9 protein-coding genes and 1 pseudogene are annotated in these 13,799 nt (G+C 70.2%); 4 read left to right on the forward strand and 6 right to left on the reverse strand.

Annotated elements, in window-relative coordinates; translation table 11 throughout:
* Nucleotide 1: 1 nt before the first annotated feature.
* Nucleotides 2-1,141 (reverse strand): N-methyl-L-tryptophan oxidase, encoded by a 1,140-nt coding sequence (gene solA / locus O1Q96_RS25450; RefSeq protein ID WP_269250356.1) that lies wholly within the window; start codon nucleotides 1,139-1,141, stop codon nucleotides 2-4.
* Nucleotides 1,142-1,424: 283 nt separating this feature from the next.
* On the opposite strand from solA, the gene O1Q96_RS25455 reads away from it, so the two are divergent.
* Nucleotides 1,425-2,171: an IclR family transcriptional regulator gene (locus tag O1Q96_RS25455; RefSeq protein ID WP_269253715.1), complete on the forward strand. Its 747-nt coding sequence runs from the start codon at nucleotides 1,425-1,427 to the stop codon at nucleotides 2,169-2,171.
* A gap of 330 nt (nucleotides 2,172-2,501) precedes the next feature.
* Nucleotides 2,502-3,245 (forward strand): IclR family transcriptional regulator, encoded by a 744-nt coding sequence (locus O1Q96_RS25460; RefSeq protein WP_269253716.1) that lies wholly within the window; start codon nucleotides 2,502-2,504, stop codon nucleotides 3,243-3,245.
* A 130-nt stretch (nucleotides 3,246-3,375) separates the two neighbouring features.
* Here the strand turns inward: O1Q96_RS25460 and O1Q96_RS25465 are convergent, their stop codons facing one another.
* From O1Q96_RS25465 to O1Q96_RS25475, 3 genes are read right to left on the reverse strand one after another with little or no spacing between them, the layout of a single operon-like run.
* Nucleotides 3,376-4,815 (reverse strand): NAD-dependent succinate-semialdehyde dehydrogenase, encoded by a 1,440-nt coding sequence (locus tag O1Q96_RS25465; protein ID WP_269250357.1) that lies wholly within the window; start codon nucleotides 4,813-4,815, stop codon nucleotides 3,376-3,378.
* Nucleotides 4,812-7,688: an FAD-binding and (Fe-S)-binding domain-containing protein gene (locus O1Q96_RS25470; RefSeq protein WP_269250358.1), complete on the reverse strand. Its 2,877-nt coding sequence runs from the start codon at nucleotides 7,686-7,688 to the stop codon at nucleotides 4,812-4,814. Before O1Q96_RS25470 ends, O1Q96_RS25465 begins: the two co-directional genes overlap by 4 nt.
* Nucleotides 7,685-8,953: an aspartate aminotransferase family protein gene (locus O1Q96_RS25475; protein ID WP_269250359.1), complete on the reverse strand. Its 1,269-nt coding sequence runs from the start codon at nucleotides 8,951-8,953 to the stop codon at nucleotides 7,685-7,687. Before O1Q96_RS25475 ends, O1Q96_RS25470 begins: the two co-directional genes overlap by 4 nt.
* 224 nt (nucleotides 8,954-9,177) lie before the next feature.
* On the opposite strand from O1Q96_RS25475, the gene O1Q96_RS25480 reads away from it, so the two are divergent.
* A complete protein-coding gene (locus O1Q96_RS25480; RefSeq protein ID WP_269250360.1) occupies nucleotides 9,178-10,827 on the forward strand; it encodes a PucR family transcriptional regulator in 1,650 nt (549 codons plus the stop codon).
* An 808-nt stretch (nucleotides 10,828-11,635) separates the two neighbouring features.
* Entirely contained in the window at nucleotides 11,636-11,857 is a 222-nt protein-coding gene (locus O1Q96_RS25485) for a hypothetical protein (RefSeq protein WP_269250361.1), read from the forward strand.
* Here the strand turns inward: O1Q96_RS25485 and O1Q96_RS25490 are convergent.
* Nucleotides 11,834-12,749 (reverse strand): annotated as a pseudogene (locus tag O1Q96_RS25490) (IS982 family transposase). The gene O1Q96_RS25485 and the pseudogene O1Q96_RS25490 sit on opposite strands and share 24 nt — an antisense overlap.
* Nucleotides 12,750-12,834: 85 nt before the next feature.
* Nucleotides 12,835-13,773, reverse strand: a complete 939-nt coding sequence (locus O1Q96_RS25495) for a helix-turn-helix domain-containing protein (RefSeq protein WP_269250362.1) — start codon at nucleotides 13,771-13,773, stop codon at nucleotides 12,835-12,837.
* Nucleotides 13,774-13,799 lie beyond the last annotated feature (26 nt).

Consider the following 13,799-nt stretch of genomic DNA (forward strand, 5'->3'; position numbering starts at 1 on the left):
GTCATGCCTCCGTACGGCCGATGGTGGAGAGGAAGTCGATGGGCTGGGGCGAGGTGCCGTCCAGCGCCAGGTCGGCGGCGATGTCGCCGAAGGCGGGCGAGAGCTTGAAGCCGTGGCCGGAGAAGCCGGCGAGCAGGATCACGTTCTCGGCGCCGGGCAGAGGGCCGACCAGGGGGCGGCTGCTCTCGGTGTAGCCCTCCATGTAGACGGAGAGCCGGGTCGGATCCGGGTGCAGGTCCGGCATGTGACGCCCGATCAGCTCGGAGAAGATCTCCAGCTCTTCCGGCTGCACCGTCCTGTCCAGCTCGTTCGGGTCGCCTGCGGGCTGGTGCAGGGCGCGGGAGAGGCCGAGCTTGACGGAGATGCCGTCCGGGGAGGGCAGACCGTAGCAGTGGGTGGGCGCGGTACGGATGAACGCCGGGCGCTCCTCACCGAACCAGGCGTCGGGGTCGGTCGGCACGTACCAGGCGCTGACCAGGCGGCGGACGTCCACCTCCCACGGCAGGTCGGGCAGCAGGTCGTTGACCCAGGGGCCGGGGGTGACGACGGCGGTGTCGAAGCGCTCGCTGCCGGAGTCGGTGCGGATCTCGACGCCGCCCGCGACGGGGACGATCTCGCGGACCGTGCTGTAGCGGTGGATCACCGCGCCCAGCTGTTCGGCACGGCGGGCGGCGCTCTGGATGGTCAGCTCGGGGCGGATGAAACCTGCTCGGCGGTCGAGCACGGCCGCGTCGCCGTCCTCTACGCGGTACTGGGAGAAACGTTTCGCCAGAAGCTCGGCGTCCAGCACCTCGTGGTCCAGGTCGTGCTCCGCGATGGACTGCAGGACGGTGGCCATCTGCTGGTGATCGGTCGGCCCCATCAGCAGACATCCGGTCAGTCGGCGCAGCTCACGGCCGGTCTCCTCCTGAAGCCGCTCCCACAGGGCGTCGGCATGCTGGAGCAGCGGGACGTAGCGGGAGTCCTCGAAGTGCGCGCTGCGGAAGATCCGGGTCTCACCGCCGGCGGCACCGCGGTCGTGGCCGGGGGCGAACCGGTCGTACCCGACGACCTCGGCGCCGCGGGCCGCCAGCCGCCAGGCGGCCTGGCTGCCCATCGTTCCGACGCCGACGACGGCGACGCGCTTCCTGGCAGCTGACACAGGGCTTTCCTTTCGTATCGCCGAGGCGCATGCTGAGCGCCCGACGTGAGACTGGTCGATTCGAGGCGGTTTGGATCGGGGGCCGGGCCCCTTCTTCGGGCCCACGGCTCACAGCCGCCGTGTCTCGCGGTGCCGGCCCGCTTCTGCGGGATCTCCCCGCCAAGTCGTGCCACATTGTGGAACGCTGTGCTAGAATCTGGCACGAGAATGACAGTGGCCAGGGGAGGAGTCAAGAGGTGTCCAGCAGAAATTCCGCGGATTAACGGGGGGAAACCGGATGGAAATGAAGAGCGTCACGAGATCGCTGCGGGTCCTGGAAGCGGTCGCCCAGCATCAGCCGGTCACCGTCGGGGAGTTGACGAAACTCTTCGGCCTACCGAAGTCGACGGTGCAGCGCACCCTGCTCACCCTGGCGGAGGCGGGCTGGCTGCGTGCGAACCGCAAGGACACGACACGCTGGGAGATCGGCGCGCGGGTACTGGCCGTACGACCCGCCGCCCTGCAGGGCTCCAGCCTGTTCGCCGCCGCCCGCGAACCCATGATCCGCCTCCGCGACACGGTGAACGAGACCATCCATCTCTCGGTGCCAGACGCACTGCACAGCATGGTCGTCGTCGACCGCGTCGACTGCGACCACCCCGTACGGACCTTCCACACCATCGGCGACACCTCACCGCTGCACGCCACGGCCACCGGGCACGCGATCCTCGCCCGGCTTCCGAAGCAGGACGTCGAGGAGCTCATCGCCCAGGGCCTGGAGCGCTTCAGCGACACGACCCCCACCGAACCCGACGAGCTGCGCGCCGAACTGGACCGGATCCGCGCCGACGGCTACGCGATCAACCGGAACCAGTACCGGCCGGGCGTCTGCGCCCTCGCCGCACCCGTGCTCGACGAGAGCGGGACACCGTTGGCCGCCGTGGCCATCTCGATGCCCGACTCCCGGTACGACGTGACACGGGAGTCAGAGTGGGGCGGCATCGTCGCCGGCGCGGCAGAGGAGATCAGCGGACGCCTACGGGGCGACTGACAAAGGCGGCGCCCCAAGAGGGCCCCGGCCGGAGAGGGCCGGCTTGCACGCGTCGAAGCGTGCAAGCCGGCCCTCTCCGCATGTCAGGGCAGACGTCACCCCGGGCCCGACCGGGGGTGCCGGGCCCAGGGCGGCCGCCGCGCACGGCACGGCGGGACGGGGCAGGGGCCCTCCCGCCGCTCACCGCGGGAGGGCTATGGGGCACCCACCCACCTCTCCATGCCGTATTGTGGAACGCCATGCTAGAATCCGGCATGCAATGCCGCGGCTCCGGGGAGGGAGTCAAAGGTGAGCGACGAAGCCACGCGACTGATGGGGCCCCGGATGGAAATGAAGAGCGTCACGAGATCGCTGCGGGTTCTGGAGGCGGTCGCCCGGCATCAGCCGGTCACCGTGGGCGAGTTGACGAAACTCTTCGGCCTGCCGAAGTCGACGGTGCAGCGCACCCTGGTCACCCTCAACGAGGCGGGCTGGCTCCGGGCCAACCGCAGGGACACCACACGCTGGGAGATCGGCGCCCGGGTACTGGCCGTACGACCCGCCGCCCTGCAGGGCTCCAGCCTGTTCGCCGCCGCCCGCGAACCCATGATCCGCCTCCGCGACACGGTCAACGAGACCATCCATCTCTCGGTGCCCGACGCACTGCACAGCATGGTCGTCGTCGACCGCGTCGACTGCGACCACCCCGTACGGACCTTCCACACCATCGGCGACACCTCACCACTGCACGCCACGGCCACCGGGCACGCGATCCTCGCCCATCTCCCGCGTCCCGAGGTCGACGAGTTCGCGACGGGCACGTTCGAGGGGTACGGCGAGGACACCATCACCGACGCCGAGGAGCTGCGCACGGAACTCCAGCGGGTCAGGGAGCGTGGCTACGCCGTCAACCACAACCAGTACCTCCAGGGGATCTGCGCCATCGCCGCACCCGTCCTGGACGGTGACGGCGTCCCGCTGGCCGCCGTGGCCGTCTCCCTGCCTGACGCACGCTTCGAGCCCGGTCGGCTCGCGGAGCTGGGGCGACTGGTGACCGAGACGGCGACGGAGATCACCGCGCGCCACCTGCGCTGAGGGCGCCCTCGGCCCGGCCCGCCCGAGGCGAGGCAGGGCCCTCCCCGTGCCCGGCCAGGAGGACAGAGCGGCCGGGCACGGCGTGGCCCGCGCGGTGCGCGAGGAGGCGTATGTCAGGGCAGGACCGCCGTCATCGCACAGGCACCGCGAGGTACTGGTACTCCAGGAACTCGTCGAGCCCCACCCGGCCGCCCTCGCGGCCGAGCCCGGACTGCTTGACGCCTCCGAAGGGGGCGGCCGGGTTGGAGACGAGGCCGGTGTTGAGGCCGACCATGCCGACCTCCAGACGCTCGCTGACCCGCAGGGCGCGGTCCAGGCCCTCGGTGAAGACGTAGCCGACGAGACCCCAGGGGGTGTCGTTGGCCCGGCGGATCACCTCGTCCTCGTCGTCGAAGGTGAGGATCGCCGCGACCGGGCCGAAGATCTCCGTGTCCATCAGGCGGCTGTCGGAGGCGACGTCGGTGAGCACGGTCGGCGGGTAGAAGTGGCCCGGCCCCTCGGGCGTGCGGCCGCCGACGAGCACCCGGGCGCCGCGCTCCACCGCGTCGGCCACCAGTTCCTCGACCTTGCCCCGTCCGGTCCGGTCGATCAGCGGTCCGACGTCGACGCCGTCCCGGGTGCCGGGGCCCACGACCAGCGCGCCCATACGCTCGGCCAGGCGCCGCCCGAACTCCTCCACCACGGAGGAGTGGACGAAGAAGCGGTTGGCGGCGGTGCAGGCCTCGCCCATGTTGCGCATCTTGGCGACCATCGCGCCGTCGACCGCCTTGTCCAGGTCGGCGTCCTCGAAGACGATGAATGGCGCGTTGCCGCCCAGCTCCATCGAGGTCCGCACGACCGCCTCCGCGCTCTGGGCGAGTAGCAGGCGACCGACATTGGTGGAGCCGGTGAAGGACAGCTTGCGAATCCGCCCGCCGCGCAGGAGCGGTTCGCACACCTCCCCCGCCCGGGAGGTGGTGACGACGTTGAGCACGCCGTCCGGCAGCCCGGCCTCCTTGAGGATCGCGGCGAGAGCCAGGCTGGACAGAGGGGTCTGCGGGGCCGGCTTGAGGATCATCGTGCAGCCGGCGGCGATCGCCGGGCCGATCTTGCGCGTGCCCATGGCCAGCGGGAAGTTCCACGGGGTGATCAGCAGACAGGGGCCGACCGGGCGGCGGGACAGCAGCATGCGGTTGCGGCCGTCGGGCAGGACGCCGTGACCGCCCTCGATACGCACGGCCTCCTCCGAGAACCAGCGGAAGAACTCCGCCGCGTACGCCACCTCTCCCCTGGCCTCCGCCAGCGGCTTGCCCATCTCGGCCGTCATCAGGTGGGCCAGCTCGTCGGTGCGCTCGACGACGATCTCGTACGCCCGGCGCAGGATCTCACTGCGGACCCGGGGCGCCGTACGGGCCCACTCCTCCTGCGCCCGGACAGCGGCTTCCTCGGCGCGCTGAGCGTCCTTGGGCCCCGCGTCGGCGACGTGGCAGAGGATCTCGCCGGTCGCGGGATCGTCGACGGGCATGGTGGCGCCGTCTGCGGCGTCCGCCCAGGCCCCGCCGATGAACAACTGCGTGGGTGTGTCGGTCATGGGGTTCCTCCTGGTTGAACGGCTTGATCGGCGGCAGGGTCGAGGAGTTCCGCGAGGTGCAGGGCGCGGATGCCCCGGTCACCGGCGAGGTGGTCGATCTGGGTGGCGCAACTGAAGCCGTCCGCGACGACGACGGTCGGCGTGTCCTGGTCGATGCCGTCGAGGCGTGGCTTCAGAGCCAGGTCGGCGACGGCCATCGAGGTGTCGTAGTGCTGCGCCTCGAAGCCGAAGTTCCCGGCGAGTCCGCAGCAGCCCTCGGCCTCGTCGACCTTGACCACACCCAACTGGCGCAGCAGGTCGGTGGGGCGGCTGCCCTTGAAGGTGGCGTACTCGTGGCAGTGGGTCTGCAGGACGACGTCGGCCGGCAGCTCGGGGGGCGTCCAGTCGGGGGCGGCCAGGTCGGTCAGGGCGCCGGTGAAGGTGTGGACGCGCTCCGCGACCCGACGGGCGGCGTCCGTGCCGAGGAGCTCGGGCACGTCGCGTTTGAGCGCGGCGGCGCAGCTGGGTTCGGCCACGATGATGGGCCGCTCGTCACCGTTGTCGAGGTGGGCGACCGTACGGGCCATGATGCGGCGGGCGACGGACAGCTGGCCGGTGCTGACCCAGGTCAGGCCGCAGCACAGGCCGTCCTCCGCCGTGCAGGGGATTCCCGCGTCGGCGAGCACGCGGCGCGCGGCGCCCGCCACCTCCGGACGAAACGCACGCGTGAAGCTGTCGACGAAGAGCACAGCCCTCGCCGATTCGCCGGTCTTCGCACCGCGCAGGACCCCGCGCAGTGCGCGCCGGGAGGCGAAGGCCGGGATCCGGCGCTTCGTGGTCACCCCTCCCAGCCGGGCGAGCAGCTTGCCGACCGGTCCGCGCAGCAGCGCGTTGAGAGGGCGGGCGGCGAATCCGGCCAGGGCCGAGGTCAGCGGCAGCCAGCCCAGCGAGTAGTGGGAGCGGGGCCGGATCCTGCCCTTGTAGTGCTGGTGCAGGAACTCCGCCTTGTACGTGGCCATGTCGACGCCGACCGGGCAGTCACTGGAGCACGCCTTGCAGGACAGACACAGGTCGAGGGCATCGCGCACCTCCGTCGAGCGCCAGCCGTCCTGGACGAGGTCGCCCCGCACCATCTCCTGAAGGAGTCGGGCCCGGCCCCGGGTGGAGTCGGTCTCCTCCCCGGTGGCCCGGTAGCTCGGGCACATCACACCGCCCGCGTCGCTGCGGCAGCGGCCCACGCCGACGCAGCGGCGTACCGCGCCCGCGAAGCCGTCCTCGTCGTGCGGGAAGGAGAAATCCGTCGCCAGGGGCTGGATCTGGTGCAGCGCGAGATCGGCGTCGAGCGGGGCCGGGGCCACGATCACGCCCGGGTTGAGCAGCCTCTCGGGGTCGAATACATCCTTGAAAGCGGTGAAGGCGCGGATCATGCGGTGGCTGTACATGACCTCCAGCAGCTCACCGCGCGCCCGCCCGTCGCCGTGCTCGCCGGACAGGGTCCCGCCGTGCTCGACGACCAGGGCGGCCGCCTCGTGCAGGAAGCGGCGGGCGGCAGTGCGGCCCACGTCCGTCGCGAGGTCGAAGTCGATGCGCACATGGACGCACCCCGCGCCGAAGTGCCCGTACATCACGCCGGTGAGTACATGGGAGGCGAGCAGCTTGCGGAAGTCCCGCAAATAGCCGGCGAGGTTCTCGGGCGCGACCGCCGAGTCCTCCCAGCCGGGCCAGGACTCCCCACCGTCGACGAGGCGGGCGGCCAGGCCGGCCCCGTCTTCGCGGACTCGCCACAAGGAGCGCCGTTCGGCCGCGCTCTCCACGACCCGCCCGCCGGTCATCCGGCCCTGTGCCTTGAGCACGTCGAGGAGCTGGGCCGCGCGGGTGTTGACCGTGGCCTCGTCGTCGCCGTCGATTTCGACGTACAGCCAGGCCCGCCCTTCGGGCAGTCCGGTCACGGAGTCCGGGCCGCGGCGGGCGCGCATGGTGGCGACGATCGCCTCGTCCATGCCCTCCACGGCGGTGGGGTTCCAGCGCAGGATCTCCGGCACGTCCTCGGCCGCGTCGACGACATCGTCGTAACCGAGAGTGAGAAGCGTGGAAGCCTGTGCGGTCGCCACCAGGCGGACCGTCGCGGCGGTCACGACCGCGCAGGAGCCCTCGGTGCCGACCAGGGCGCGGGCCATGTCGAAGCCGTGCTCGGGCAGCAGGTGGTGCAGCTGATAGCCGGAGACCTGACGGGGAATGCGGCCCAGCTCGGTACGGATCGGCGCCAGGTTGTCCGCGATCAGACGGCGTACGTCCGCCTCGAGACGGGCGACGGGTCCGGCGTCCTGCGGGTCCACCGCGTGCAGTCCGGTGCGGTCGGCGACGGCGCGCACGCCGTCGGCCGTCACGATCTCCAGCGCCTCGATGTGCGAGCTGGTACGCCCGTGCCGCACGGACCGGTTGCCGCACGCGTCGTTGCCGATCATGCCGCCGAGCGTGCAGCGGCTGTGCGAGGACGGGTCGGGGCCGAAGGAGAGCCCGTGCAGGGCGGTCGCGCTCTGCAGCGCGTCGAGGACGACTCCGGCCTCGACACGCGCGGTCCCGCCGGCCGGGTCGATGTCCAGGATCCGGTTCATGTACCGGGAGAAGTCCAGGACAACGCCCGGCCCGACCGCGTTGCCGGCCATGCTGGTCCCGCCGCCGCGCGCGGTGACGGGGACGCCCGTCTCCTTGCAGGCCCGCAGCACCGCGACCACGTCGTCGGCGCTGCGGGGGAAGGCCACAGCCTGCGGGGGGACACGGTAGTTGGAGGCGTCGTAGGCGTACTGGCCGAGGGCGCCCGGGCCGGATTCCACCCGCAGGCCGGGAGCCGTCTCGGTGAGGCGAGCGGTCAGCCGCGCCACGCTCTCGCTCATCGCGGCGATGCTCCTGAGGTACCGGCTTCCACCGCGGTCGCCCACGCCTGGAGGCCCGCGTCCACCGCCGTCTCGTCGATGACGAGCGCCGGGATCATCCGCACGACCTGGTTCCAGGCCCCGCACAGCAGCAGGAGCAGGCCCTCGTCGATGGCGGCGCGCTGGACGCGGGAGGCGGTCTCGGGGTCGGGGCTGCCGTCCTCGTGGACGAACTCGGTGGCCAGCATCAGACCCAGGCCGCGTACGTCGCCGATGCCCGGGGTCCGGTCGGCCACCGCCTCCAGTCCGTGACGCAGCCGCTTGCCCATCGCGTCGGCGTTCTCGACGAGCTTCTCGTCGCGTACGACGTCGAGGGTGGCGACGGCCGCCGCGCAGGCCACGGCGTTGGCACCGTACGTTCCGCCCTGCGAGCCCGGCCACGCCTTGGCCATCAGCTCCTCGGAGGCGGCGATGCCGGACAGCGGAAAGCCGCTGGCCAGGCCCTTGGCAGTGACGAGGATGTCCGGGGTGACGCCGAAGTGGTCGTGGCCCCAGAAGCGGCCGGTGCGGCCGACGCCGGTCTGCACCTCGTCCAGGATGAGCAGGAAACCGTGGCGGTCCGCACGCTCCCGCAGACCTTCCATGAACGCGCGGTTCGCGGGCACGTAGCCGCCCTCGCCGAGCACCGGCTCGACGATGATCGCGGCCGTGTCGGCGGGCGAGGAGATCGTCTGGAGGGTGTAGTCCAACTCCCGCAGGGCGAAGCGGGTGGCGGTCTCCTCGTCCCAGCCGTAGCGGTAGGCCGACGGGAACGGGGTGACGACCACACCGCTCATCAGCGGCGAGAAACCGGAGCGGAAGCGGGTACCGGAGGTGGTCATGGAGGCGGCGGCGACCGTACGACCGTGGAAGCCGCCGTGGCACACGATGACGTTCGGCCGGCCGGTGGCCTGGCGGGCAAGGCGCAGCGCGGCCTCGACGGCCTCGCTGCCGGAGTTGGTGAAGAACAGGCTGTCCAGGCCGGTCGGCAGCACCTCGCCGAGCTTGTCGACGAGGCGGCGCAGGGGTTGGTGCATGACCGTCGTGTACTGGCCGTGGATCAGCGTGCCGATCTGCTCCTGCGCCGCCGCCACGACCCTGGGGTGGCAGTGCCCGGTGCTGGTGACGCCGATACCGGCGGTGAAGTCGAGATAGCGGCGGCCGTCCTCGCCGTACAGGTGGACGCCCTCGCCCCGGACCGCCATCACGGGCGTGGCCTGGCGAAGGTGCGGCGACAGTGCGGTCATGTTCGTCTCCCGGCCTCGGTGTTCGCTCTGCTGCGACATCCCGAGCATCTCCACTGACCAGTGATGCGCCGCCGGGCGATGTGTCCGGCCGGACCGCGACATCCGGACGTTGTGTCAACCACCCTGGGCGTCTCGCTCGCACGGAAGCTCCTGACCAACCACCGAACTACTCTTGCGCAGGTCAGTGCCGCTTGTCACAGTGTCCGGGCACTCAGGGAGGCACCATGAGCGAGAACGCCGGAACGTCCCCGCCGCCGGTCACCGAGGGCCTGGACACTCATACGACAGGCCGCCCGGTCACCGTGGCCGACGTCCTAGCCCTCCCTGTGCTGGCAACGGGGCAGCCTCAGGTCGTCACAGGCGAGGCCCATCTCGACCGGCTGGTCCGCTGGGTCCACATCACCGAACTGACGGACCCCGCCTCCTTCCTCAAGGGCGGCGAACTCGTCCTGACCACCGGCATGCCCCTGCCGGACGACGCCGCGGGCGTACGCCGCTATGTGGACGAGCTCACCGACATCGGAGCCGCGGCCCTGGTCATCGAGCTCGTACGCCGCTACCACCGCCCACCCGAGCCGCTCGTCCAAGCCTGTCGAACCCGCGGCCTCCCCCTGATCACCCTGGCCAGAGACGTCAACTTCCTGGAAGTCACCCAGGTCGTTCACGCCCTCATCCTCGGCAACCAAGCCGACGCCATGCGCCGGACCCAGCGCATCCATGAAGCGTTCACCGCCCTGACCCTGCGCGGCGCCGGTCCCGAGGACGTCGTGCGCTCGGCGGCGGAGATGAGCGGCCGCACGGTCGTCCTGGAGAACCTGGTGCACCAGGCATTGATCTGCGAGCCCTCCGGCACAACGGTGCAAGACGCGCTCACCGACTGGGAGCGCCGCTCCAGAGTGACCCCGTCGGGTGACGACTCCGAGGCACTCGGACCCGAGGCTTGGCTCGTGGTCCCCGTCGCATACCAGGGGGAACGCTGGGGCCGGGTCGTGATGCTCTCGGCGCCGCCCGGCGTGGGCTTCGGCCCCGAGGACGTCACGGTGCTGGAGAGAACGGCGATGGCTCTGACCATCGCGCGTCTCACCCATCCCACAACCTGGGAACGCACCGCCCACCGAAGCGCCCTGCGCGACCTCGCCGAACAGCGCCACCACTCCCCCGAGGACGCCCGGGCCCGGTTCGCCGCGCTCGGCCTGCCCGCCGAGGACAGCCGCTTCCTCGCAGTCCTGGTGGCCGGTCGCACAGGAGAAGGCGCCGAGTCGGAGGGCTGGTTGTCCCAGGAACTGCGCATTGCAGGGGTTACGGCGCTCGTCGGCGAACTGGCTTCCGCCCGCCTCGGCGCCCTCTTGGTCCTGCGCCCTGCCCAGCCCTGGCGGCCCACCGTCGAGCGGCTGGCCCGCAGTCTCCTGGATCAATCCCCGGATGCCGTCGTCAGCGTCGGTTCGGAGGTCACGGATATCGCCGACACCGCTCGCTCCTTTCGTGAGGCAGCACGCGCGGCTGAGGCGGCCGTACCCGGTGAACACCTCCCCGAGGGCAGATCGTTCCACGAGCTCTCCGACATCGGCCTGCGTCAACTCCTGTACGCGCTCCGCGAAGACACCCGCGTCCAGGACTACGTGGAACGACAACTTGGCCGCCTCGTCGACCACGACAACCGGCATGGCACCAACCTGCTGACAACCCTGCGCCATTACCTGGACGCAGCCGGAAGCAAGACCACCGCCGCCCGCCGCGGCAATCTGTCTCGGGAGACCATCTACCAACGCCTGCGCACCGTCGAGCGCCTGCTCGACTGTGACCTCGAATCCGGAGAACGACGAACAGAACTCCACGTCGCTCTCACGGCGCTTGACGTCCTGCGCACCCGCTGAGGAGCTCTGCTGACCCGCACATCAACCCGCCGGTACTTCGCGACGAGGATGCGGTGGCTCTCGACTATCTCCCGCCGGAACGCCCACGCGGGTTCGGCGAGGATCCGCTGGACCAGCAGCGTGTTGACGTGCACGAGCGCTGGTCCGGGGGTGGACGCTGGCCCGCCTCGATCTCATGGCCGACCGCCACCGGTGCTCACCTCGGGTCCCCGACACCGGCAGTTCCTTGGATGAGGTCCAGGACTGCACCTGCGTGGAGTTCTGCAATGAGGACCCAAAGACCGCTTGCACCCTCTCCGGCCGTCGACACGTTCACCCGGCCAGCCATGGCACAGGCTTCGGGCCTTGTCCCGTCCACCTGGACGCACCCGGTGACGTTTGATCCGCCGCCACCAACCCGTATGCCCAGGATTCCTGGAAGCCGCGCGCCTTCGCCTGCGGAGAGAAGAAGTTGCCGGACCCGGGCGTCAACGAGTACGGCAGCCCCCTTCCGGGCTACCCGGCTGGGGAGCTCTACATCGGCGACTACGCACCGGTCCCTGCGCGGTGCTGCGGACGCCCTGTCCTACCCCGCGCTGATCTTCATCGCCTCCGCGCTCCACGGCCTCGTCCCGCTCGACCGGCTCCTGCACCCCTACGACGTCACTCTCAAGGACGGCGGGCCGTCACGCCAGAGAAGATCGCGCGAGGCCTGGTGGAAGAAGGCCGCCACCCTCCACAACGAGCACGCCGCACGGTGAACGCCCCTCGATGGGCCGCCGGGGCCCCAGCAGAACACCTCTGTCCGCTCCGAGTCCGTAGGAACGTCATGACCAACCCGTTCGCCCCACCCATCGGCCTCAGTCACCTGCCGAACTACCGGCAGGCCGACGCGCGTCCTCGCCGCGCTGTGTTCCTCGGCCGTGTCTCCACCAAGGACAACCAGAACCCGGCCTCGTCCATCCCGCGGCAGGTGGTCCTCGCCTCCGAACGCCTAGATGAATGCGTCCAAGGGGTGTTGTTGCGGTCAGTGATCGTAGGCCGTGAGTGATCGCTTGATGGGCTGTCCAGTTTGCTCGTTGTGCCAGATCGCCGCTGTGAGTGCGAGGATCCGGCACAAGACCCGGGCTGACACCCCTGCAGGGCTCTTGCCGCCGTGTCGTTCCAGGTTGAGCTGCCCCTTGACGGTCTGATTGATCGACTCGATGACCTGCCGCAGCGGTTTGAACAGGTGTGACCCGGCCGGCTCGGCTTCCCCCCTTGCGGGCTGGCCGCAGCAACTTCAGGTGACGCTCGGCAAGGCCGCGCTCGAACTCGCGGCCGAAGTAGTTCTTGTCCCCGATGATCGTCTGCCCGGGGTGAGCGGCGAGGACGTCTGGCGCGGTATCGAGCATGTCGCGCAGCGTTTCGCGCTCGTCCGCCTTGGCCCCGGTGAGTGCGAACAGGACCGGCAGTCCGCCGAATGTGCACACCAGGTGCAGCCGCAGCCCCCAGAGGTATCGCGAGTGTGATGCGCAGTAGCCGTACTGGGCCCAGCCTGCCAGGTCCGAGCGTTTGGCCGTCTCACGGGAGCAACCGCAGCCGACCGGTGTGGAGTCGACCAGCCACACATCGTCGCTCCACAGTGAGGTGTCGCGGGCCACGATCCGGATCATGCTGGTGAGCAGTGAGAACGCGGCGCGCAGCCGCTTGTTGTAGCCGGACTGCTGGGGCACGTAGGGAAACAGGTGGCCGAAGTCCCGCCCCACGCGGCGAAGCCAGCGCCGCTCAGAGGTGTATCCGAGCAGCGCCGACATGACCGCGAGCGTGATCAGCTCGGCGTCACTGAGCGTGGGCGTGATTCCGACGGCAGGCCGCCACGGCGCGAGCCACGGCGAAGCCTTCAACTCGTCGTCAATCCGGGCATAGAGTGCCGTTGCGAGAGTGTCCAGGCCGTTAGTCACACATCGACGTCGGACACCCTCGCCTCATGTCCGCAAGCGATCCTCTGGACTCATTCAGGGATCCGGGGCGCGCCCACTGCGGTGACTATGCGTCACGGTCATTTCGCAGGGCCTGGATGAGCCAGGGGTACACCGGGATCAGGTTCGGTACTACCTGCCAGCCGTTGACGATCCACACCAGCCGCCAGTATCGGTCTACCCGGGGATCGTGCGCCTCTTCGAACTGCTGGGCCATCCAGTTACGGAATCCCGTGTCAGGGGTGCGCCCGAGCACCTCGGCGAAGCGGTGCACGAGGTCGTCGATGACGGGTGCGCCCCTGTCGTTGAGCGGGTCGATGCCCGACTTCCTGGCCTCGGCCACCTTCTGACGGGTGAATACCATCAGTTCCTCGCCGGCATCGCATTCGATGTCGAGCGGGCGCCCAGCGGCCTGGCGTACGGCCGCTTGGCGCATCCGGGCACGGAAATCCTCGTCGCCGACCAGCTCGGCGAGCTCCACCCACGCGGCGACCTGCTCGCCGGTCGGATCATCGGGGAGGTCGGGAGTGGCAGCGCGAACCATGGCCACCGCGGTCGGGTCGGCATCCACTGTGCCGAAGGTGCCATCCACGAAATCGTCGATCAGACGTCGGCGTTCCTCGCCGGACAACTGCGTGAGCCTGTGCATGAGCTTGGTCTCCTCGGGACTGGACCCGCGTCTGGCCACGACTCGCAGAACGCTCCGACGCAATTGCAGCATTCGGATCTGGACGTCCATGGCGTCGGCGTGCGCCGCGGCGACTTCCGCCACCGAGAGCTCGCGGTCCAGTACCCGTTGAACCGTGGCCAGGTCCATGCCCAGCTCGCGCAGTGTGCGCAGGAGTTCCAGACGAAGCAGTGCGTCGAGGTCGTAGAGCCGATAACCGGCGGGACTACGGGTGGTCGGCGCTACCACCCCCGAATCCGAGTAGAACCGGATGGTCCTCACGGACAAGCCGGTCCGCCGGGAAAGCTCCCCGATCGAGTAGAGGGTCGTAACGTCCATGCCCCCACTCTGCTGTCTCCAGTCAC

This window comes from Streptomyces aurantiacus (genome assembly GCF_027107535.1).
Taxonomy (GTDB): Bacteria; Actinomycetota; Actinomycetes; order Streptomycetales; family Streptomycetaceae; genus Streptomyces.